The sequence below is a fragment of the Pseudarthrobacter sp. NPDC080039 genome, from assembly GCF_040702335.1.
Classification (GTDB): Bacteria; Actinomycetota; Actinomycetes; order Actinomycetales; family Micrococcaceae; genus Arthrobacter; species Arthrobacter enclensis_A.
Window position 1 is genome coordinate 57,802 of sequence record NZ_JBFBKY010000008.1, and the last position, 22,145, is coordinate 79,946.

General features: G+C 66.8%; 21 protein-coding genes. 17 read left to right on the top strand and 4 right to left on the bottom strand.

The features are described from left to right. Nucleotides 1-39 precede the first annotated feature (39 nt). The 7 genes from AB0313_RS11335 to AB0313_RS11365 are packed head-to-tail and all read left to right on the top strand — an operon-like array spanning nucleotide 40 to nucleotide 7,995. Nucleotides 40-1,647: a carboxyl transferase domain-containing protein gene (locus AB0313_RS11335; protein ID WP_366305576.1), complete on the top strand. Its 1,608-nt coding sequence runs from the start codon at nucleotides 40-42 to the stop codon at nucleotides 1,645-1,647. A gap of 7 nt (nucleotides 1,648-1,654) precedes the next feature. Then, complete coding sequence (locus AB0313_RS11340; protein ID WP_366305578.1) at nucleotides 1,655-3,841, top strand: biotin carboxylase N-terminal domain-containing protein; 2,187 nt, start codon at nucleotides 1,655-1,657, stop codon at nucleotides 3,839-3,841. A 2-nt stretch (nucleotides 3,842-3,843) separates the two neighbouring features. Beyond that, nucleotides 3,844-5,007, top strand: coding sequence for an acyl-CoA dehydrogenase family protein (locus AB0313_RS11345; RefSeq protein WP_141940743.1), 1,164 nt, complete (start codon nucleotides 3,844-3,846; stop codon nucleotides 5,005-5,007). Between the two features lie 45 nt (nucleotides 5,008-5,052). After that, the gene (locus AB0313_RS11350) at nucleotides 5,053-5,817 is read left to right on the top strand and encodes a CoA transferase subunit A (RefSeq protein WP_366305685.1); all 765 of its coding nucleotides are present in this window, start codon (nucleotides 5,053-5,055) and stop codon (nucleotides 5,815-5,817) included. Nucleotides 5,818-5,819: 2 nt separating this feature from the next. Then, a complete protein-coding gene (locus AB0313_RS11355; protein WP_141940744.1) occupies nucleotides 5,820-6,596 on the top strand; it encodes a CoA transferase subunit B in 777 nt (258 codons plus the stop codon). Nucleotides 6,597-6,649: 53 nt separating this feature from the next. Next, nucleotides 6,650-7,159 (top strand): MaoC family dehydratase, encoded by a 510-nt coding sequence (locus tag AB0313_RS11360; RefSeq protein ID WP_141946209.1) that lies wholly within the window; start codon nucleotides 6,650-6,652, stop codon nucleotides 7,157-7,159. Continuing rightward, nucleotides 7,156-7,995, top strand: coding sequence for a CoA ester lyase (locus AB0313_RS11365; protein WP_307303557.1), 840 nt, complete (start codon nucleotides 7,156-7,158; stop codon nucleotides 7,993-7,995). The genes AB0313_RS11360 and AB0313_RS11365 overlap by 4 nt, the downstream gene beginning before the upstream one ends. Here AB0313_RS11365 and AB0313_RS11370 read toward each other — a convergent pair whose 3' ends face one another. Further along, complete coding sequence (locus AB0313_RS11370) at nucleotides 7,996-9,465, bottom strand: lipase maturation factor family protein (RefSeq protein ID WP_366305687.1); 1,470 nt, start codon at nucleotides 9,463-9,465, stop codon at nucleotides 7,996-7,998. It abuts the gene before it with no gap. 128 nt (nucleotides 9,466-9,593) lie between these two features. Between AB0313_RS11370 and dxr the strand changes: the two genes are divergently transcribed. The 8 genes from dxr to AB0313_RS11410 all read left to right on the top strand — a co-directional run bounded on the left by dxr (nucleotide 9,594) and on the right by AB0313_RS11410 (nucleotide 16,833). Beyond that, complete coding sequence (gene dxr / locus AB0313_RS11375; protein WP_366305580.1) at nucleotides 9,594-10,778, top strand: 1-deoxy-D-xylulose-5-phosphate reductoisomerase; 1,185 nt, start codon at nucleotides 9,594-9,596, stop codon at nucleotides 10,776-10,778. Nucleotides 10,779-10,795: 17 nt separating this feature from the next. Continuing rightward, entirely contained in the window at nucleotides 10,796-12,124 is a 1,329-nt protein-coding gene (locus tag AB0313_RS11380; RefSeq protein ID WP_366305582.1) for a site-2 protease family protein, read from the top strand. Nucleotides 12,125-12,226: 102 nt separating this feature from the next. Continuing rightward, entirely contained in the window at nucleotides 12,227-13,033 is an 807-nt protein-coding gene (locus AB0313_RS11385) for a MarR family transcriptional regulator (protein WP_366305584.1), read from the top strand. Then, nucleotides 13,030-13,557: a hypothetical protein gene (locus AB0313_RS11390; protein ID WP_141940749.1), complete on the top strand. Its 528-nt coding sequence runs from the start codon at nucleotides 13,030-13,032 to the stop codon at nucleotides 13,555-13,557. Before AB0313_RS11385 ends, AB0313_RS11390 begins: the two co-directional genes overlap by 4 nt. A gap of 132 nt (nucleotides 13,558-13,689) precedes the next feature. Further along, nucleotides 13,690-13,983 carry a YciI family protein gene (locus AB0313_RS11395; RefSeq protein ID WP_141940750.1) on the top strand — a complete coding sequence of 98 codons (294 nt, stop codon included), beginning with the start codon at nucleotides 13,690-13,692 and terminating at the stop codon, nucleotides 13,981-13,983. 33 nt (nucleotides 13,984-14,016) lie between these two features. After that, on the top strand, nucleotides 14,017-15,183 hold the full coding sequence (gene ispG, locus AB0313_RS11400; protein WP_043452822.1) for a flavodoxin-dependent (E)-4-hydroxy-3-methylbut-2-enyl-diphosphate synthase: 1,167 nt from the start codon (nucleotides 14,017-14,019) through the stop codon (nucleotides 15,181-15,183). Then, a complete protein-coding gene (locus AB0313_RS11405) occupies nucleotides 15,146-16,036 on the top strand; it encodes a GNAT family N-acetyltransferase (protein WP_141946211.1) in 891 nt (296 codons plus the stop codon). Before ispG ends, AB0313_RS11405 begins: the two co-directional genes overlap by 38 nt. 38 nt (nucleotides 16,037-16,074) lie before the next feature. Next, nucleotides 16,075-16,833, top strand: coding sequence for a hypothetical protein (locus tag AB0313_RS11410; protein WP_366305587.1), 759 nt, complete (start codon nucleotides 16,075-16,077; stop codon nucleotides 16,831-16,833). On the opposite strand, the gene AB0313_RS11415 is transcribed toward AB0313_RS11410, so the two are convergent. Genes AB0313_RS11415 through AB0313_RS11425 form a run of 3 tightly spaced genes read right to left on the bottom strand, consistent with a single transcriptional unit; the run spans nucleotide 16,826 to nucleotide 19,064 of the window. After that, the gene (locus AB0313_RS11415; protein ID WP_366305589.1) at nucleotides 16,826-17,476 is read right to left on the bottom strand and encodes a TetR family transcriptional regulator; all 651 of its coding nucleotides are present in this window, start codon (nucleotides 17,474-17,476) and stop codon (nucleotides 16,826-16,828) included. The two genes, AB0313_RS11410 and AB0313_RS11415, sit on opposite strands and share 8 nt — an antisense overlap. Then, nucleotides 17,473-18,216: an ABC transporter permease gene (locus tag AB0313_RS11420; RefSeq protein ID WP_307303709.1), complete on the bottom strand. Its 744-nt coding sequence runs from the start codon at nucleotides 18,214-18,216 to the stop codon at nucleotides 17,473-17,475. Before AB0313_RS11420 ends, AB0313_RS11415 begins: the two co-directional genes overlap by 4 nt. An 11-nt stretch (nucleotides 18,217-18,227) precedes the next feature. After that, complete coding sequence (locus AB0313_RS11425; protein ID WP_366305591.1) at nucleotides 18,228-19,064, bottom strand: ABC transporter ATP-binding protein; 837 nt, start codon at nucleotides 19,062-19,064, stop codon at nucleotides 18,228-18,230. A 423-nt stretch (nucleotides 19,065-19,487) separates the two neighbouring features. Here AB0313_RS11425 and AB0313_RS11430 point away from each other — a divergent pair, with 423 nt between their 5' ends. Together AB0313_RS11430 and AB0313_RS11435 are read left to right on the top strand one after the other, a co-directional pair. Next, nucleotides 19,488-21,299, top strand: coding sequence for a proline--tRNA ligase (locus tag AB0313_RS11430; RefSeq protein WP_366305593.1), 1,812 nt, complete (start codon nucleotides 19,488-19,490; stop codon nucleotides 21,297-21,299). After that, the gene (locus AB0313_RS11435; protein WP_141940752.1) at nucleotides 21,296-22,090 is read left to right on the top strand and encodes a TSUP family transporter; all 795 of its coding nucleotides are present in this window, start codon (nucleotides 21,296-21,298) and stop codon (nucleotides 22,088-22,090) included. The genes AB0313_RS11430 and AB0313_RS11435 overlap by 4 nt, the downstream gene beginning before the upstream one ends. Nucleotides 22,091-22,145 lie beyond the last annotated feature (55 nt).

The following is a 22,145-nucleotide window of genomic DNA, read 5'->3' on the forward strand; positions in this document are numbered from 1 at the left end:
GGCGCGGAGCTGGCCCGGAGACACAAGGATGGATCGTCGATGGAGACCCTGGCCACCCGGCTTGACCCAGCCAGCGGGTCGTTCCGCGCCAACCGGGAAGCGCAGCTGGCGCTCGCCGGGGACCTGCGGAAGCGCCTTTCAGATGCCGCGCTGGGTGGCCCGCAAAAGTCGCGGGACCGCCATGTGGCCCGCGGCAAGCTGCTGCCGCGGGACCGGATCGACCAGTTGCTCGATGACGGCAGCCCGTTCCTGGAGATTGCCCCGCTCGCTGCAAACGGCATGTACGACGACGAGGCCCCGGGCGCCGGAGTCATCGCCGGCATCGGCCTGGTGCACGGGCGGCAGGTCCTGGTCATCTCCAACGACGCCACCGTCAAGGGTGGCACCTACTACCCCATGACGGTTAAGAAGCACCTCCGCGCCCAGGAGATCGCCCTGGAGAACCGGCTGCCGTGCGTTTACCTGGTGGATTCGGGCGGGGCATTCCTGCCCAAGCAGGACGAGGTGTTTCCGGACAGGGACCACTTCGGCAGGATCTTCTACAACCAGGCGCGCCTGTCGGCAGCCAAGATTCCGCAGATTGCCGCCGTCATGGGATCCTGCACCGCCGGAGGCGCCTACGTCCCCGCCATGAGCGACGAAACCGTCATCGTCCGGAACCAAGGCACCATCTTCCTGGGCGGTCCGCCGCTGGTGAAGGCCGCCATCGGCGAAATCGTCACCGCCGAGGAACTCGGCGGCGGCGACGTGCACTCCCGGGTGTCAGGGGTAACTGACCACCTGGCCGAAAACGACGAACACGCCCTGCAGATCATCCGGGACATCGTAGCCACGCTGCCGCCCCCCGCAGCCCCCGCCTGGCAGGTGGAAGCCGCCGTCGAACCTGCTGTGGACCCGGAAGGGCTTTACGGCGCCGTTCCCACGGACGTCAATGCCCCCTACGACGTCCACGAGGTGATCGCCCGGCTCGTGGACGGGAGCAGGTTCCACGAGTTCAAAAGGGAGTACGGCACCACCCTGGTCACGGGATTCGCCCGGATCTGCGGACACCCCGTGGGGATCGTGGCCAACAACGGCGTGCTGTTCAGCGAGTCATCGCTCAAGGGCGCCCACTTCATCGAACTCTGCGACCAGCGCGGCATCCCGCTGCTGTTCCTGCAGAACATCTCCGGCTTCATGGTGGGCAAGGACGCCGAACAGGGCGGCATCGCCAAGAACGGCGCCAAGATGGTCACCGCCGTCGCCACCGCGCGCGTCCCCAAACTGACCGTGGTCATCGGCGGCTCCTTCGGCGCGGGCAACTATTCCATGTGCGGCCGCGCGTACTCGCCACGCTTCCTGTGGATGTGGCCCGCAGCCCGGATCTCGGTGATGGGCGGCAACCAGGCTGCCAGCGTGCTGGCCACCGTGAAGAGGGACCAGTTCGAAGCGGCGGGGGAGGACTGGCCGACCGAGGATGAGGAAGCCTTCAAAGCGCCCATCCGCCGGCAGTACGAGGACCAGGGCAGCCCCTACTACTCCACCGCCCGGCTGTGGGATGACGCCGTCATCGACCCCGCCGATACCCGCACCGTCCTTGGCCTGGCGCTCGACGTCGTTTCCCGCACCCCCTTGCCGGAGACCTCCTTCGGCCTCTTCCGGATGTGAGCCAGCAATGACCATGCAGACCAACACCGCCACCCGTGCCGCCGCCAACCCCGCAGGTGCCCGGCCCCCGTTCAACACCGTCCTTGTGGCCAACCGCGGCGAAATCGCCTCCCGCGTTATCCGGACACTGCGGCAGCTGGGAATCCGGTCGGTCGCCGTGTACAGCGATGCCGACGCCGGCGCGCGCCACGTGCGGGAAGCTGACACGGCCGTCCGCATTGGGCCGGCCGCTGCGGCGGACAGCTACCTGAGCATTGACGCCATCCTCGACGCCTGCCGGCAGTCCGGCGCCGACGCAGTCCACCCCGGTTACGGCTTCCTGAGCGAGAACGCGGACTTCGCGCGGGCCCTGGAGAAGTCCGGTATCACGTTCATCGGTCCGGGCGTTGAAGCACTGAATGTCATGGGCGACAAGATCCGGGCCAAGAACCACGTGGCGGGGTACGGCGTGCCCGTGGTCCCCGGCATCGCCAAGCCCGGCATGACGGACACCGAACTCGCCGAGGCGGCCGCCGCCGTCGGCTTTCCGCTCCTCATCAAGCCCTCGGCCGGTGGCGGCGGCAAAGGAATGCACGTCGTGGAAAAGCAGGCGGACCTCGCTGCGGCGCTGGCCACGGCACGCCGCGTGGCCGCCGCCGCGTTCGGCGACGACACCCTGTTCCTCGAACGCCTGGTGACCACCCCGCGGCACATCGAGGTGCAGGTGCTGGCGGACAGCCACGGCAACGTCATCCACCTGGGGGAGCGTGAGTGCTCCCTGCAGCGCCGGCACCAGAAAGTCATCGAGGAAGCCCCCTCGCCCCTGCTGGAGGGCTTGCCCCACGGGGCTGACGTCCGTGCACGGATCGGCGAAGCCGCCTGCAACGCCGCCCGCAGCGTGAACTACACGGGTGCCGGAACCGTGGAGTTCCTGGTCTCCGACGACGCGCCCGACGAGTTCTTCTTCATGGAGATGAACACCCGCCTGCAGGTGGAGCACCCCGTCACCGAAATGGTCACCGGGGTCGACCTGGTGGAATGGCAGGTGCGGATTGCCGCCGGTGCGGAACTGACGCTCCGGCAGCCCGACGTCGGACTTTCCGGCCACGCTGTGGAGGCGAGGGTTTACGCAGAGGTGCCGGAAAAGAACTTCCTGCCGTCCACCGGGACGGTGCTCAGGCTGGATGAGCAGCCCGCAGGCACGGACGCCCGGGTCAGGGTGGATTCCTCCCTGGTGGAAGGCCTGGAACTTTCCGCGAACTACGACCCCATGATTTCCAAGGTGATCGCCTGGGGTGAAGACCGCACGGCCGCGCTGAACGCCCTGGATGGGGCCTTGTCCGGCTACACGGCCCTGGGCATCGACACCAACGTGGAGTACCTCCGTCTCCTGCTCAACGACCCTGACGTCCGCGCCGGACATCTGGACACGGGCCTGATCGAACGGAAGCTGCCGGCCCTGGACTTCCGGCACGCCGGCGATCCCGAACTGGTGGCGGCTGCTCTCTACGCCTTCTCCCTGGAGCCGCAGGACAACCCCGCTCCGGTGGGTGGCCCATGGCAGGAGCGCAGCGGCTGGCGCCTGGGAGCGCCGGCGCCGCGCAAGGTCAGCCTTGGAACGCCCGACGGCGGCGTGGCAACGGTGGCCGTCACCCCCAGTCCCAATGGTGGAAACGCGGCTGTGGTCGCAGTCAACGGCGGAGCGCAGCAGACGGCCTCACTGCACGTGTCCGCGGATGGTCGGGGTGCCGTTCTCACCCTTGACGACGCGACGTGGGAGTACCGGGCGGCGGCCAGCCCCGGACCACCGCTCCAGCTCTTCTTCGGCAACGATGGCTGGTCCTGCCACCTGGAAGTCCTGACGCGGGAGGCACGGCTGGAACGGGTGCTGGCGGCAGTCCAGCGGCAGGAAGGTGCTGCCGATCCCCAAGTGCGCTCGCCAATGCCCGGAACCGTGGTGGCCGTTCCGGTCAGCGACGGCGACACGGTGCAGGCAGGGGAGGTCCTGCTGTCCGTGGAGGCCATGAAGATGGAACACCACTTGGTGGCCCCGCTGGCCGGAACAGTCCACCTCACCGCCCGCACCGGCGACCTGGTGAAGGCCGACCAGGTGCTGGCCACCATCCACCCCCAACCCCCTGCGGAAGCCACTTCCACAGATACCAACCCAGACACAGCTGCAGACACCGCTGCAGGCCAAGGCGAAGGAGCCTGACCATGACCGGTTTTGAACTCACCGAGGAATACCAGGACCTCAGCGACACCGTCCGCGACTTCGCCGACAACGTGGTGGCCCCGGTGTCCGCCAAGCACGACGAAGAGCACAGCTTCCCCTACGAAGTGGTGAAGCAGATGGCCGAAATGGGGCTGTTCGGACTGCCGTTCCCGGAGGAATACGGCGGCATGGGCGGGGACTACTTCGCCCTGGCGCTCGCCCTTGAGCAGCTTGGCCGGGTGGACCAGTCCGTTGCCATCACGCTGGAAGCCGGGGTCTCCCTGGGAGCCATGCCCGTGTACCGGTTCGGTACGGACGCCCAAAAGCAGGAGTGGCTGCCCATGCTGGCGTCCGGCCAGGCGCTCGCGGGCTTCGGACTCACCGAACCCGAGGCCGGCTCCGACGCAGGCGGCACCAAGACCCACGCCAGGCGCGAGGACGGCAACTGGGTCATCAACGGCAACAAGGAATTCATCACCAACTCCGGCACCGACATCACCCGCCTGGTCACCGTCACAGCCGTCACCGGGCAGCGGGAACGCCCGGACGGCACCATCAAAAAGGACATCTCCACCATCCTGGTGCCCACCGATACCCCCGGCTTCAAGGCGGAAAAGCCCTACAACAAGGTGGGCTGGAACGCCTCCGACACCCACCCCCTGACACTGAAGGACGTCCGGGTTCCGGAGGAAAACCTGCTGGGCGCGGAGGGGCGCGGGTATGCCAACTTCCTGTCGATCCTGGACGAGGGCAGGATTGCCATTGCGGCCCTGGCCACCGGCGCGGCCCAGGGCTGCGTGGACCTGTCCGTCAAATACGCCCAGGAACGCAAGGCGTTCGGCCACGAAATCGGCAAGTACCAGGCCGTGTCCTTCAAGATCGCGCGCATGGAAGCGAGGGCCCACACGGCTCGGCTGGCCTACTACGACGCGGCCGCCCGGATGCTCGCCGGGAAGCCGTTCAAGACCCAGGCGGCCATCGCTAAGATGGTCGCAGGCGAGGCGGCCATGGACAACGCGCGGGATGCCACCCAGGTATTCGGCGGCTATGGCTTCATCAACGAGTTCACCGTGGCACGCCACTACCGCGACTCCAAGATCCTTGAAGTGGGGGAGGGCACCACGGAGGTCCAGCTGATGCTGATCGCCCGCGAACTGGGATTGTAGTCCTGCGCCTGCCGCAGGACCGTAGCCGGCCTGAAAGGATCAATGATGATTGACAAGGTTGTTGCCAGCGCTGACGAAGCCGTGGCCGACATTCCCGATGGCGCTTCACTGGCCGTGGGCGGATTTGGCCTCTGCGGCATCCCCGTGGCCCTGATCGACGCCCTCCACCGGGCGGGCACCACGAACCTGGAAACGGTCAGCAACAACTGCGGCGTGGACGACTGGGGACTCGGCATCCTGCTTCGCGACGGACGCATCCGGCGGACCATCAGCTCCTACGTCGGCGAAAACAAGGAGTTCGCACGCCAGTACCTCGCCGGTGAACTCGAGGTGGTGCTCACCCCGCAGGGCACACTGGCCGAGAAGCTGCGGGCCGGGGGCGCCGGCATCCCCGCGTTCTACACCAAGGCCGGGGTGGGCACGCAGGTGTCCGACGGCGGCCTGCCGCAGAAGTACGACGCCAACGGTGGCATCGCGGTTGCCTCGGCACCCAAGGAAGTGCGCCCGTTCGGCGGAGTGGACTACGTCCTGGAAGAGTCCCTTACCCCGGACTTCGGGCTGGTGCACGCCTGGAAGGGCGACCGGCACGGCAACCTGGTCTTCCACGCCACGGCCATGAACTTCAATCCCTTGTGCGCCATGGCGGGCAGGATCACCATCGCCGAGGTGGAGGAACTGGTGGAGCCGGGCGAACTGGACGCGGAGCATATCCATACCCCGGGAATCTTCGTCCAGCGCGTGGTGCTGGCGCAGAACGGCGAGAAGCGGATCGAGAAGCGGACGGTCGCACTTAACCAGGCAGGAGCATGACCATGGACCCCAACAGCCCCGAAGCTCCCCGCCCGGAAGCCGTCCGCCCGGAATACCGCCGGGCAGGCTTCCAGCAGCACGCCGGAACGGGTGACTCCACGTCCGCAGCCGAAACGAAAGGCTGGACCCGCAACGAACTGGCGGCCCGGGTGGCAAGGGAGCTCCACAACGGCCAGTACGTGAACCTGGGAATCGGCATGCCCACCCTGATTCCCAACTACATCCCGGACGGGGTGGAAGTGGTGCTGCATTCCGAGAATGGAATCCTCGGCGTCGGGCCGTACCCGGCAGAAGATGCCCTGGACCCGGACCTCATCAACGCCGGCAAGGAAACCGTGACCGTCAACAGGGGTGCGGCGTTCTTCGACTCGGCGACCTCCTTCGGCATGATCCGCGGCGGCCACGTGGATGTCGCCGTCCTGGGGGCCATGGAAGTGGCCGCAAACGGAGACCTGGCCAACTGGATGGTCCCGGGAAAGATGGTCAAGGGCATGGGCGGTGCCATGGATTTGGTGTTCGGAGCCAAGCGGGTGATCGTGATGATGGAGCACGTCGACCGCAACGGCAACCCCAAGATCGTCCAGCAGTGCTCGCTTCCGCTGACAGGCAAAGGCTGCGTGGACCGGATCATCACGGACCTCGCCGTGATCGACGTCGTTAAGGACGGGGGCCCGTCCAGGCTGGTCCTGCGCGAACTGGCCCCCAACGTCTCCGTCGAGGACGTGGTGGCCGCCACCGGCGCCGAGCTTTTCGAGGAAGACCAGGAACTGACGGTATGACGGGCACGGATTCCCAAGGCGCCGGCGCAGGCACGGGAGATGACGACGGCGGCATGCCGGTCATCGAGCAGCGCGGACTCTACTTCGATGAGTTGGAGGAAGGGGTGGTGTACGCCCACCGCCCGGGCCGTACAGTGACCGAAACGGACAACGTGCTGTTTTCCACGCTCACCATGAACACCCAGGCGCTGCACCTGGACGCGGCATGGAGCGCGGGCCAGCCCTTCGGCCAGCGGCTGATGAACTCCATGTTCACCCTTGCCACCATGGTGGGCCAGTCCGTCACCCAGCTGACCCAGGGGACCATCATTGCCCAGCTGGGCCTGACGGATGTCTCCTTCCCGCATCCGCTCTACCACGGGGACACGCTCTACACGCAGACCGTGATCACCGGCAAGCGGCTGTCCGCCTCACGCCCCGGACAGGGCATCGTGACCATGACGCACACCGGACGCAACCAGGACGGGACGGTAGTGGCCCGTGCCACCCGCAGCTGCCTGATGTGGACCCGCGAGGCGCATGTGAAGGGGCAGGGCGCCGGACAGGAGACAATGCCAGTATGACTTTTGTGATGGGCCCTGCCCTGCTTTTCTGCCCCGCCGACCGGCCGGAGCGCTACCAGAAAGCCGCTGCCCGGGCGGACGCCGTCATCCTGGACCTCGAGGATGCGGTGGCGCCCGCGGACAAACAGCGCGCCCGCGGCGCCATCCTGGCCCAGCTGGGGACCACCGGTGTGGAACCGGAGCTCGAACCCAGCTGCACCATTGTCAGGGTCAACCCGGCAGGCACCGAGGAATTCGAAAAGGACCTGCACTGCCTGTCCCACACCCCCTACCGCACCGTGATGCTCGCCAAGGCGGAAAGCGCCGAACAACTCAAGGCACTGGAGGGCTACCAGGTGATTGCCTTGTGCGAAACCGCCCTCGGCGTCCTGAACGCCCCGGCCATCGCCGCCGCACCGAACGTCGTGGGCCTGATGTGGGGGGCTGAGGACCTGCTGGCATCGCTGGGCGGGACCTCCAGCCGGAAGGACGACGGCGGCTACCGGGCAGTAGCGCTGCACGCGCGGTCAGCGGTGCTCCTGGCAGCGCGGGCGCACGGCAAGGAAGCAGTGGACGCCGTGTACACCAACATCCCGGACCTCGACGGGCTGGCTGCTGAAGCGGCCGACGCCGTGGCCACAGGCTTCAGCTCCAAGGCCTGCATCCACCCCAGCCAGGCCGGGGTGGTACGCCAGGCCTATGCCCCCAGCGAAGAGGAAGTGGCCGCAGCCACCGCCCTGCTGGACGCTGCCGCGTCGGCGGGCTCCGGGGTCTTCAAGTACCAGGGCAGAATGATCGACGGCCCCATCCTCAAGCACGCCCAGGAGATCGTCCGGCGCGCCGCCGTGGAGGCATAACTACCGTTGCCGTCCCTCCGGCCGCCGGAGGGACGTGGCCGGGATCGGCTCATACAGCAGCGTCCGCACCCAGCGGTTCCCTGTTTCCCGGAACTCCTTGCGGCTGGTGAAGCGGTAGTGGAAGCTACGCACGCGCACCCAGCGTGGCGCGGCGCCGTCGAACGGGTCCTTCCGCAGCAGCCGCAGCATCTGCCGGTCGGCTGCCAGCAGCTTGCCCAGGAAGGCGTAGAACCATTCCTCGTGCACGGTCCGCAGCGGCAGGAACCACATCAGCCAGTCCAGCCGCAGATGGTACGGGGCCCACTGCCGCGGAATCCGGCGCACGTCCCCCGGCTTGCCCTTGAAGCCGTACTCGCGCCAGTCCGAACTGTCATCGGGGTCCTCGTCCAGCGTGCCCTCCACCACGATCTCGATGCGCTGCCTGGTCACCGTACCGAACGCGCCGTAGGCGTTGACCAGCTGCCACCGGTTGAAGCTGGCGTTCATCAGCTGCCGGCGGGAGAAGAGGTTCCGCAGCGGCCAGTAGCTCAGCACTAGCAGCAGGATCGACGCCGCCAGGGTCACGGCCAGCCACCACAGCGGGGTTTCCGGCCGGGTGCCCGCGGCGCCATTCCAGTCCGCCGGGATTGCGGGGATCACGGCGTGCGCCACGGGGTCGCTGACCGCCGCGAACGCCAGCACGATCGCCATCCAGTTCAGCCAGGCGAAGTTGCCGCTGGCCACGAGCCACAGCTGGGTGACCACCACGATTCCGGCCGCGGCACCAGCCACGGGCTGCGGAGCAAACAGCAGGAACGGCACCACCAGCTGGGCAATGTGGTTTCCCACCACCTCAATCCGGTGCAGCGGCTTGGGCAGGAGGTGTGCCTGCCGGCTCAGCGGCCCGGGCATGGGCTGGGTTTCGTGATGGTAGTACAAGGCAGTCAGGTCGCGCCATTCCCTGCCGCCGCGGATCTTGATCATTCCCGCGCCGAATTCCAGCCGAAACACCAGCCACACGATCAGGACCAGGACGGTCCGGGGCGGCTCCGTCTGGTTGGAGCCCAGGAAGCCCACGGTGAAGCCCGCCTCCAGGAGCAGCATTTCCCAGCCGAACCCGTAGAAGGTCTGGCCCACGTTCACGATGGACATGTACAGCAGCCACAAGGCCAGGAACGCGATCAGCGGCACCCAGGGTGGACCCAGCTGGGGAACACCGGCCACGAGCAGCGCCGATACCATCAGGCCAAACGCGCAGACTGCACGCAGCAGGCCATCCGAATACCGCCAGCGGAACAGCGTGGGCCGGCGCCAGCGGGTGAACGCACCAAGGAATTCCGGCACGGGGAGCAGGCCATGCTCGCCAAGCAGGGCGGGAAACTGGTTCAGCGTGGACAGGAACGCGACAAAATACAGTGCCGCCACGCCCCGCTGCAGCACCTGCCGGGCGAATTGGTACTCCGGCGCATCGAACCACGTGAGCCAGTCCACGCGTTCCACGTTACGCCCGGCCACACGCCGGTCAAGGGTCCAACAGCAGGTCAGGGCCCGGTAAGCGCGACGACGGCCGCAGCCCGCCGCGGGCACGGCGGCCCTGAAGGGTGCGGGATACTTAACCAATGCAGCCACGCAGAATCGTCATCCTCGGATCCACCGGTTCCATCGGCACCCAGGCGATTGACGTCGTCGACGGCGCCCCGCACCTGTTCGAGGTGGTGGCACTGAGCGCCGGCGGCGGCAACCTCGAACTCCTGGCCCGGCAGGCTGTCCACACCCGTGCCGCAGCCGTGGGGATCGCCGCGGGCGACCCCGGCCGGCTGGCGGTGTTGATCGACGACGCAGCTGCCGCAGCGGGCCGCCCCGGCTACCGCCCGGAAATCATGGCAGGACCGGACGCCTCTGCCCGCGTCGCCGCGATTGACGCGGACGTGGTGCTCAACGGCATCACGGGCTCGATCGGCCTGGCCCCCACGCTCGCGGCCCTCAAATCCGGTGCCACGCTGGCGCTGGCCAACAAGGAGTCCCTGATCGTGGGCGGCAGCCTGGTGAAGGCTGCTGCCAGGGAAGGCCAGATTGTGCCGGTGGACTCGGAGCACTCCGCTATCGCACAGTGCCTCCGTTCCGGTACGGCCGCCGAGGTGGACAAGCTCATCCTCACCGCTTCGGGCGGTCCCTTCCGGGGGAGGACCAGGGATGAACTGCACGGTGTCACGCCCCGGGAAGCCCTGGCCCACCCCACGTGGGACATGGGCGTGATGGTCACCACCAACTCGGCCACGCTGGTAAACAAGGGCCTGGAAGTCATCGAGGCCCACCTGCTGTTCGACATCCCCCTGGACCGGATCGACGTCGTGGTGCATCCGCAGTCCATCGTGCATTCGATGGTCCAGTTCGTCGACGGCTCCACCATCGCGCAGGCGTCCCCGCCGGACATGCGGCTGCCCATCGCCCTGGGCCTCGGCTGGCCTGCCCGCGTGCCCAAAGCCGCAAGCCCGTGCGACTGGACGCAGGCGGCCGCCTGGACCTTCGAACCGCTGGACACGAAAGCTTTCCCGGCCGTCGGCCTGGCAAAGGACGCTGCCGGGCGGGGAAGCACCTTCCCGGCTGTCTTCAATGCGGCCAACGAGGAAGCTGTCCTGGCGTTCCACGCCGGCCGCATCCGCTTCACGGACATCGTGGATACGGTGGACAGTGTGCTCAGCGAACACTCAGGTTCCTCCGGGCTGACGGTGGAATCGGTGCTGGATGCTGAGAGCTGGGCACGCGCCCGGGCCCACGAACGTTTAGCAGTCAGCAGTCTCTAGGAAGCAGCAGCACCTCCATGACCCCTGTCCTACTTTTTATCCTCGGCGTCGTCTTCGTGGCGCTTGGCATTGCCGTGTCCATTGCGCTCCACGAGGTGGGGCACCTGGTCCCTGCCAAGCTCTTCAAAGTCCGCGTTACCAAGTACATGATCGGCTTCGGCCCTACGCTGTGGTCCCGACGTAAGGGCGAAACCGAGTACGGAGTGAAGGCCGTGCCACTGGGCGGCTACGTTTCCATGATCGGGATGTACCCGCCCAACAAGGAGGACGGCACGGTCCGGCCCTCGAGCACCGGCATGTTCCAGACGCTGGCCACCGAGGCCCGCTCCATGGCCCATGAGGAAGTAGGGCCCGGCGACGGCAACCGGCTCTTTTACCGCCTGCCCGTTTGGAAGAAAATTGTTGTGATGCTGGGCGGCCCGGCCATGAACATGATCCTCGGGCTGCTGTTCATCGCGGTGCTGCTGATGGGCTTTGGTGTTCCCACAGCCACCACCACCATTTCCGACGTCTCCAAATGCCAGGTTGCCGCGGGGCAAACCGTTGACCCCAACTCTCCTGATTGCCAGTTGACTCCGGCGGCGGCGGCCGGGCTGAAGCCCAGCGACACCATCACCTCCTTCGACGGCAAAACTGTCACCAGCTGGGATCAGTTGACTGAGTGGATCCGGGCTTCGGCGGGCAAGGAAGTGGCCATCACCGTCCAGCGGGACGGCAACCCGGTGTCCACCACGGTTACTCCCGTCCTGTCCGCCCGGCCCGTGATGGGACCTGACGGGCGGCAGGCCACTGACGCGGCCGGCAAGCTCCAGTACCAGGACGTGGGCTTCCTCGGCATCGGTGCCCAGACCGCTCTTATGCCGCAGCCGGCGTCGTCCGTCCTGCCCATGGCGGGGGAGAACATCCGCCAGGTGGCAGGCGTTGTCTTCAACCTGCCCGCCCGCGTGGTGGGGGTGGCCAAGGCTGCGTTCAGCGAGGAGCCGCGGGATCCCAATGGACCCATCAGCGTAGTGGGCGTCGGCCGGGTTGCCGGCGAAGTGGCGGCAATGGAGGCCGTGCCCCTGCAGTCGCGGGTGGCAACGCTCGTAGGCCTGCTGGCCGGCCTGAACTTCGCGCTTGCCGTATTCAACCTGATCCCGCTGCTCCCGCTTGACGGGGGCCACGTTGCCGGTGCCCTGTACGAGGGCGTCCGGCGTTGGGTGGCAAAGCTGCGCGGACGGCCGGACCCGGGAGCTTTCGACATCGCCAAGATGCTTCCCGTCACCTATGTTGTTGCAGCCCTGCTCATGGGCATGAGCGCGCTCCTGATCTACGCGGACATCGTCAAACCGGTCAATATCTTCTGACGTAGCCCTGGTGGCTGCAGGTCGAAAAGCCAACTTCGGTAGATATCCCGATATCAGCCATATCTGATTGATTTCGAAGTATCAGCCATCTATGGTTGATGCATGTTCGTCCTCACCATTGACCAGCGGGGAAGCACCGGGGGCCCTGACTTGGTCCCCTCCTTCCTCGGTGAGCTGGCGCGGCTGGATCCTCCGTCTGCCGGGCACCCGGTCTTCGAACGTTCCGTGGGGGATGAAGTCCAGGGCATAGTCCGGGACCCGTCAACCGTGGTGGAGATAGCCCTCCATGCGCTTCGCAGTGGGCGCTGGTACGTGGGGATCGGAGTCGGGACGGTCTCAGTGCCTCCCGGAGCAAGCCCGCGGGAAGGGACCGGAACGGCTTTTGTTGCCGCGCGGAAGGCGGTTGAGCTGGCCAAGGCGGCAGGAGCCCAGGTCCCAGTGTCGGTGGTGCCCGGCATCATGGCAGTGGCAGGCGGCGGAGACCCTGCCGGTGAGGGGGTCCAGGCGTGTGCCAATGCGGAGGCGGTGCTCCGGCTGTTGGGCCGGATTGTCCAGGACCGCACCGAGGCCCAGTGGCGTGTGGCGGATGCCCTGCGCCGCCTGGACCCGGGTGGCCGGGGGCCTGGGCGGCATGGAAGCCAGAAGCAGGTGGCACGTGAACTTGGAATCTCGGAACAGTCGGTGAGCCGTACCGTGCTTCGGTCCGGATGGCAGGAAGAATGGGCAGCCAGGCCCGCTGCCGCCATGCTTCTTGGACTTGCCGACTCGCAGCTTGGGGGCGCCGCGGACGATCCCCGGCGGCGGGATACTGCAGCCGCCGCAGACGACCAGGCCCCCGGCGATGCCAGGGCTGCCGGCCAGGTCCGCTCCCTGCAGGAGCCGGACTATCGGAACGAAGGAGACGCGTGACCGCAGTATGGGTGGCAGTGGCCCTGGTGACCGCCGGTTTCGCCGGCTGGCCCGTTACCGCCCTCGTGTTTAGGCTTGCCCGGACCATCGACGACAAGGCGGACGCTGCCAAAGCGCTGGAAGACGCCCGGAGGGCGGAGCAGGATCCGTCGGCGGATGTCACCGTGGACCAGACGCCCCAAGCTGCCGCCGGCGCAGCCCGCCAGACTGTGGACCATGAACTGACCGCCCCTCCCGGGCCGCCGGCGTCGGACGTGCCAGCCACGGGACCGGCGCCCACTACCCAGCGGATCCTGCGGGGAGGCGCCATTATTGGCGTACTGGAACGGCTGGGTGTCTGCCTTGCCATCATTACCGGGCAGCCCGTCGCCATCGCCTACATTGTGGCCATCAAGGGGCTCGGCAGGTTTGCCGAGCTCAAGGAAACCCCCGTGGCTGCTGAGCGCTTCATCATCGGCACGCTCACTTCAATGCTCTGGGCCGCCGGAACCGCTGCCGCCGTCAAAGTCCTCTTCCTGGACTGACGTCATCGCCCCGGCGCGCTCTTACCGCAGTGCCGGCCTTCCCCGCTTAAAGGGTCGTTCCCACCCGGGATTGCCCACCGCGTTGAAAGGATGGGTACGGTACCTGGCCGGGCATGGCGATAGGGTAGCGGTATGACAGTTTTTGCCGTTGAGTACGTTTATGCCGCCAGCTCCACCGAAACCCGTAACGAGGCCCGGCCCGCGCACCGGGAATGGACCGGAGGACTCGCGCAGGACGGGGTCATCGTGGCCAGCGGCCCTTACGGTGACGGCGCCGGCGCCCTGCTGATCTTCAAGGCAGCCGACGAATCCGCCCTCAACTCGATCCTCAAGCAGGATCCCTTCGCCGCGGCCGGAGTCATTGCCGGAACCCGCATCACCGAATGGTCTCCCGTCACCGGCATGCTGGCCGGGATCGCCGCCTAGCCGCCTTTTACCCTTTCAACTCAAGGAGTCCACGTGACCTCGGTCAGCCTGGGAATGCCGTCAGCACCGCCGCCCGTCCTTGCTCCGCGCCGCAAGACGCGCCAGATCAAAGTGGGCTCGGTAGGCGTAGGATCCGACTACCCCATCAGCGTGCAGTCCATGACCACCACGCCCACCACGGACATCAACGCCACCCTCCAGCAAATTGCTGAACTGACGGCATCCGGCTGCGACATCGTTCGCGTGGCCTGCCCGTCGGCTGACGACGCGGAGGCGCTGCCCATCATCGCCCGGAAATCCCAGATCCCGGTCATCGCGGATATCCACTTCCAGCCCAAGTACGTCTTCGCAGCCATCGAGGCCGGTTGCGCTGCTGTGCGCGTGAACCCTGGAAACATCCGGAAGTTCGACGACCAGGTCAAGGAGATCGCCGCGGCCGCCAAGGACCACGGAACCTCCATCCGCATCGGCGTGAACGCCGGTTCCCTGGAACCCGGCATCCTCAAAAAATACGGCAAGGCCACCCCCGAGGCCCTGGTGGAATCAGCCGTCTGGGAAGCCTCGCTCTTCGAGGAGCACGGCTTCCACGACTTCAAGATCTCGGTGAAGCACAACGATCCCGTGATCATGGTGGCCGCCTACGAAATGCTCGCGGAAAAGGGCGACTGGCCGCTCCACCTGGGCGTTACCGAAGCCGGCCCCGCGTTCCAGGGAACTATTAAGTCAGCCACCGCGTTCGGCGCCCTCCTCTCGCGCGGCATCGGGGACACCATCCGCGTGTCACTTTCCGCACCGCCGGTGGAGGAGATCAAGGTGGGGAACCAAATCCTCCAGTCCCTGAACCTGCGCCCACGCAAGCTTGAAATCGTCTCCTGCCCGTCCTGCGGCCGTGCCCAGGTGGACGTGTACACCCTCGCGGAGCAGGTCACCGCCGGCCTGGAAGGTATGGAGATCCCGCTGCGCGTGGCAGTCATGGGCTGCGTGGTGAACGGTCCGGGAGAGGCCCGCGAAGCCGACCTCGGGGTTGCCTCCGGAAACGGCAAAGGCCAGATCTTTGTGAAGGGCGAAGTCATCAAGACTGTCCCCGAAAGCGCAATTGTTGAGACACTGATCGAAGAGGCTATGCGTATCGCGGAAGAGATGGGGGAGGCCGATGGCGAAGATGCTGTCAAGGGTAGCCCCGTGGTTAGCGTCTCGTAAGGACGCTGCTGACCCTGCCGGGCTCTCCGTCCGGACGCTCGACGGCCCGGACACTGCCGCGCTGACATTGCTGGCACGCCAGGATCCGGTGGCTAACGTCTTCATCCTCGCGCACCTGCGCGCCACCGGTACGGCGGCGCCCACCAGCGGTGGCGCCGGCATCATCGGCATCTTCGAGGACGGCATCCTGACGGGCGCGTGCTGGGCCGGGGCCAACCTGGTTCCGGTCCAGCTCGACCCCGCACTCGCACCCTTGGTGGCCGAGGCCGCAAACAGCTCCGGGCGCAGGTATGCGTCTGCGTTCGGTCCCGCGGAGGCGGTGCTGGCCCTCAATGCAGAACTCACGGAGCTGGGGCACCATGCCCACGAGGTCAGGGCGGACCAGCCGCTGATGGTCATCGAGGGACCGCCCCGGGTTCAGGCCCATCCCGGCCTGGGGCCCGGGAACCTCGCGGACTTTGACCGCATCCTTCCCGCCTGCGCCGCCATGTTCGAGGAAGAGGTGGGGTACTCGCCCTACCTTGGCGGCCGGGAGTTCTACAGCAGGCGGGTTGAGGGCCTCATCAGGCAGGGGCATTCCCTGGTCCACCTCAACGACGCCGGCGAGGTGGTTTTCAAGGCCGAACTGGGGGCCGTTACCGATGACGTCACCCAGGTCCAGGGCGTATGGATGAACCCTGCCTTCCGCGGCCAGGGCCTGAGCGCGGGCTACATGTCGGCAGTGGTCGAGAAAGCCCAGCAGATTGCCCCGGTGACCAGCCTCTATGTCAACGGCTTCAACACCAGGGCAAGGGCCACTTACGAACGTGTCGGCTTCCGCCAGGTGGGGACGTTCGCCACCGTGCTTTTCTAACCGGCGGCTGCCGGCGGCGAACTGAAAATTGGGGGAAAATGAAGAAGTCCGTGCTGGGAACTTTCGGGGCTTCTGCCCTCGTAGCCTTGGCGGTATCCGGCTGCGGGGGATCGGCAGCGCCGCAGGCAGCAGACTCCTCCACGGCAGCGCCGACGCCCTCCCGGACCACGGCTTTCCCGCCCCCCACGGCAACGCCCACACCAACGGCCAAGGCCTACACGGGTGACGAACTGGCTGCCATCGTGGGCCAGTTGAGGGACTCGGCGGACCGGAGGCTCTCAGTGCTGGGAAGCGCCGAACTCTCGCGTTCACTGGAGCTGGCCAAAGCGGCGATCGGATCCATGTACGTCTCCCCGGCGGAGTGCCAGGCCATGGCGGACTCCGGAAACATGGCAGCGTTTGACGGTGTTCCCCTGGCGGCAGGGCAGAGCATCGACAACGCGACCGGTTCCATGTCGATGATGACGCTGGCCGCCGGCCTCGATGAATCAAAGTTGGCCAGAATCGTTGGCCAGACACACCAGTTGAACACATGCGCCACCATGGCCATGACCGTCTCCGGCGTCGACTACACGGTCACGCTGAAGCCCGTTGAAGGCGCCGGCAGCGTTCCGGACACGGTTGCCTACCGGACGGACACCAAGTCATCCGACGGCAAGACACAATCCACGATCAAGGCCCAGGCTGTCCATCATGGCGTGCTGATGACAGCAGTCGCCATGGGCGGCGAAAGCGAGGCCGACGCCGTGCGGCGGGCGGGGGCACTGATGGACGAAGCCGCGGCATTGATCAAATAGGCTCCTGGCCCAGGGGCCCGGTGAGGTACCGCTGCACATTCGGTGCTGTGAGCCGCACCACGTCCTCCGGAGCCGCGGACGCGAGCGGCTCCAGCCGGACCACGTAGCGGACCATCATCAGGCCCACCACCTGGGTTGCCACGAGGCTTCCGCGCAGCGCCACCTCTTCCGGCGTCCCGGGAACGGAAGCCATGATCCTGCTGATGACCCTCCGCGCCACCATCTCGCGCAGGAGTGCGGTTTTGGCTTTGGACCCGATCGTGCCGCGGAGGAAGGCCAGCAGGCCCGCCTGGGCGGGACTCTCCCACAGCCGGAGCACCGTGCGGACGATCAGTTCCGCACGCGTGGCGGGGTCTGTGTCTGCGACGCCGGCCAGGACCTGCTCCGGGTCGGCGGGCAATTCCACGCTGAGGGCAAAGAGTTCGTCCTTGCCGGTGAAGAAGTGGTGGATCATCCCGGGATCCACTCCTGCCGCCCGTGCGACCTGGCGCAGGCTGGTGCCCTCAAAGCCATGCTCGGCGAAGAGCATCCGGGCGGCCTCGAGGATGTCCTCACGGGACCCCGTCGTGCCGCCCCGGCGTCCCCGGCGGGGCGTGGAGGTTCCCGGGCGGGGCGGGCCGCCGGCCGGGTCCTGCGCCTTCACGCGGTCCGCCGCCGCAGGGTGAGTGCGGCCAGGATCAGTACACCCAGCGAGATGGCGGCCATGATGCCCGCGTCCTGCCACAGCCGTTCGGTCGCCTCCGCATGGGCAGCGATCTCCTGGAGGGCATCGACCGAAAAGGTCAGGGGGAGGACGTTCGATATGGCTTCCAGAACGTCGTTCATCCGGTCGCGCGCCACGAAGAGGCCGCAGAGCAGGATCTGCGGCACCACCACTACCGGCATGAACTGCACGGCCTGGAACTCTGTCCTGGCGAAGGCCGAACAGAACAGCCCCAGCGCGACACCTAGGACGGCGTTGATCACGGCTATCAGCACCACGTAGCCAGGTGCTCCCGCGATGTCCAGGCCGAAGACCCAGTAAGCCATCGCCGTGGCCACCAGCGACTGCAGCGCAGCCATCAGCGAAAAGGCTATGCCGTACCCGAACAGCAGGTCCGCCTTATGTACGGGCGTGGTGAGCAGCCGCTCCAGCGTTCCGGAGGTCCGCTCCCTCAGCATCGTGATGGAAGTGACCAGGAACATCACCACGAAAGGAAAGATGGCCAGCATCATGAGGCCCACCCTGTCGAACGTGCGTGGCATGCCGGGCGGCAGCGTCTCGTTTTCGTAGAGGAAGTACACGGCCGTCAGCAGCAGCGCAGGAACCACCAGGATCATGGCGATGCTGCGGTGGTCGTGGCGCAGCTGGCTGAGCACCCGGCGCGCCGTGGCGAGCATCATCCGGACGTCCATCACCGCACGCTCCCGTGCTGCTTGGTCACGCCGGTATCCCGGCTCCGGGTGGATGCCTGCGCCGGCGGGCTCACGCCGTCGTATGCTTCCTGTTCCCTGATGATGGCCAGGAAAGCCTGCTCCAGGTTGCTGCTGTGCCCGCGTTGGCTGAGTTCGGCGGGGGTGAGCTGCGACAGGAGCCGGCCTTCGCGCAGCAGCAGCAGCGTTTCGCAGCGGCTCGCCTCCTCCATGACGTGGCTGGAAACGAGGAGCGTCGTTCCGGCTTCCGCCATGGCCCGGAACCGGTCCCAGAGGTCGGCGCGCAGGACGGGATCCAGGCCAACGGTGGGCTCGTCGAGCACCAGCAGCCGGGGGTGGGCCACCAGTGCGCAGGCCAGGGAAACCCGGTTGAGCTGGCCGCCGGACAGATCGGCGGCCTTGCGGCGGCCCAGCGGTCCAAGGCCGACGGCCGCAATGGCCTCGGCCACGTCGGCCTTGCCTTTGCGGTGCATCGCCCCGAAATAGCGCACGTTCGCTTCCACGGTGAGGTCCGGGTAGACACTGGGGGACTGGGTGACGTAACCCACCTTCCGCCGCAGGGAAGGCGTTCCGGCGGGAAGCCCCAGGACGGTGAGGGTCCCGGCGGAGATGCGCTGCGCTCCCACGATGGCCCGCATCAGTGTGGTCTTCCCGCTTCCCGATGGCCCCAGGAGCCCCGTGATCCGCCCCGGGGGGAGCGTGAAGTCCAGCGCATGGAGGACGGGCTGCCGCCCGAGCTTTACGGTGAGGGCGGCGGCCGCAATGGCCGCATCGCCACCGCTCCGGGTCATGGTCAAGGATGCTGCGGAATGCGACATGGCTGCCTCCGGTGCTGCCCCAGGTGTGCGGCCGGACCGGATGTCCAGCTAATTCATCACCTGATGAATTACAAGGTAGGGCCGCTGGCCTTGGCGGGTCAACAGATTCCCGACACAAAAACCCTTGTCAAACGTGTGCACGATCACATAAGTTCGATCTAGCTGCGCTGGAAGTGGGGTGGGCGGTCTCACCAGTACTCAGGCGATAACGGCGTTGAGCCACGCCCGGATGCGATGACCAGCCCTATTGGGGGGCCAGGGGCTTTGTATTCCCGGGCGTGGCTCTACTGTGTCCCGGGCCTGCCAGTACTCCTCGCCAATGGCCGCCGGGCAGTCAATGCGGCAGGTGCTGTGCCGGTAGATTAGTACCAGACGAATTCCGGCCCTGCTGACCCAGCACTTCCCCAGAAACGGATATCACCCGTGGTCCAACGACTGTCCCAGCTTTTCCTGCGCACGCTGCGCGAAGACCCCGTCGATGCCGAGGTTGCCAGCCACAAACTCCTGGTCCGTGCCGGCTACATCCGCCGGGCGGCCCCCGGAATCTACACCTGGCTGCCGCTCGGGCTGAGCGTCCTGCGCAAGGTCGAGGAAATCATCCGTGAGGAAATGGCCGCCATCGGCGCCCAGGAGGTCCACTTCCCGGCACTGCTGCCCCGGGAGCCGTACGAAGCCACCAACCGCTGGACCGAATACGGTGAAGGCCTGTTCCGGCTCCAGGACCGCAAGGGTGCCGACTACCTGCTCGCCCCCACCCATGAGGAAATGTTCACGCTCCTGGTCAAGGACCTGTACTCCTCGTACAAAGACCTGCCGTTGAGCCTGTACCAGATCCAGAACAAGTACCGCGACGAAGCCCGTCCCCGCGCAGGCCTCCTCCGCGGACGCGAGTTCATCATGAAGGATTCCTACTCCTTCGACGTGGACGACGCCGGCCTGGACGCCAGCTACGCTGCCCACCGGGCCGCCTACCTGAAGATCTTCGAACGCCTCGGGCTCGAAATTGTGCCGGTCGCAGCCACGGCCGGTGCCATGGGCGGGTCCAAGAGCGAGGAATTCCTGTTCCCCACCGAGATCGGCGAGGACACTTTTGTGCGCTCCGCCGGCGGCTATGCAGCCAACGTGGAGGCCGTCACCACTGTGGTGCCGGACGAGATCGACTTCAGCAACGCTCCGGCTGCTGAAGTCCTGGACACCCCCAACACTCCCACCATTGAGACCCTGGTGGCCGCCGCGAACCAGATTGCCCCGCGGGCAGAGGCCGACGGCGGCGCCTGGACTGCGGCGGACACGCTCAAGAACGTGGTCCTCGCCGTGACGCTGCCCACCGGTGAGCGCCAACTTGTGGTCATCGGCGTTCCCGGAGACCGCGGCGTGGACCTCAAGCGCGTCGAAGCGAACATCGGTTCCTTCCTGCCGGTCGCCGGCGAGATCGGACTTGAACAGGCGGGCGAGGAAGACCTCAAGAAGCAGCCCCTGATCGTCAAGGGCTACCTGGGGCCCGGGCTGTCCCTTGACGAACCACTGCTTGGCGCCGGGAGCGCGACCAAGCTGCTCTACCTGGTGGACCCGCGCGTTGTCCGGGGAACGGCGTGGATCACCGGCGCCAACGAGGCCGGCAAGCACGTGTTCGGCCTGGTCGCTGGCCGCGACTTCGGCTGGGACGGTGTCATCGAATGCACCGAAGTCCGTGCCGGAGATCCGTCGCCGGACGGCTCCGGGCCGCTGGAGACCGCCCGCGGAATCGAGATGGGCCACATCTTCCAGCTGGGCCGGAAGTACGCCGAAGCGCTGGACCTCAAGGTGCTGGACCAAAACGGCAAGCAGGTGGTGGTCACCATGGGTTCCTACGGCGTCGGAGTCACCCGTGCCGTAGCGGCGCTGGCCGAGGCCAACCACGATGACCGGGGCCTGGTCTGGCCGCGCAGCGTGGCCCCCGCCGATGTCCACGTGGTGGCCGTTGGCCGCGGGGATGAAATTTTCCAGGCAGCCGGAAAGCTCTCGGCAGAACTCGAGGATGCCGGCCTCTCCGTCATCTACGACGACCGGCCCAAGGTCTCTCCCGGCGTGAAGTTCGGTGATGCCGAACTGTTGGGTGTCCCCACCGTCCTGGCCGTCGGCCGGGGCCTGGCGGACGGCGTGGTGGAGATCAAGGACCGCCGCAGCGGTGAAGCCGAGAACGTTGCCGTGGACAAAGCCGTCGACTACGTGGTCAACGCCGTCCGCAACCAGTGATCTCCGGCTTGGAGTCAATCCAGCTCACCACCGTCATCATGATCGTGGTGGCTGGATTCGCAGCCGGCTGGGTTGATGCGGTGGTGGGCGGCGGAGGCCTCATCCAGCTTCCCGCCTTGCTCCTGGTTCCCGGGATCGCGCCCGTCCAGGCGTTGGCCACCAACAAGATGGGCTCCATTTTCGGGACCTCCACCAGCGCTGCCACCTACTACCGGCGCGTCGGGCCGGACCTGCGCACGGCCGTTCCCATGGCATTGATTGCACTGGCTGGCAGTTTCGGCGGCGCCAGCCTGGCCGCCACCCTGCCGGCTGGGGTCTTCAAACCCATCATCGTGGTGGCGCTGGTCGCCGTCGCGCTCTTCACGGCGCTGAGGCCCAGCGTCGGGGAGCTGACGGCACTGCGCCATGAAGGGCACAGGCACTACGTCGTGGCCTGCCTCATTGGTGCGGTGATCGGTTTCTATGACGGCCTCATCGGCCCGGGAACAGGGTCCTTCCTGGTCATCGCGCTGGTGTCCGCCATGGGGTACGCCTTCCTGGAAGCAAGCGCCAAGGCGAAGATCGTGAACATGGCCACCAATGCGGGCGCACTGCTGTTCTTCCTGCCGCACGGGTCCATCCTCTGGGGCATCGGCCTGCTGCTCGGCGGAGCCAACATGGCCGGTGGATACCTCGGCGCCCGCACTGCGGTGAAGCAGGGCAGCAAATTCGTCCGGATAGTCTTCCTGGTGGTGGTGGCGGCCCTGATCGTCAAACTCGGCTACGACGTCTGGCAGGAAAACTTTTCCTAAGCCATGCCGGAAACCGGTCCTGGCAGCACGCACCGCCCCGGGCAGTTACGGCCCG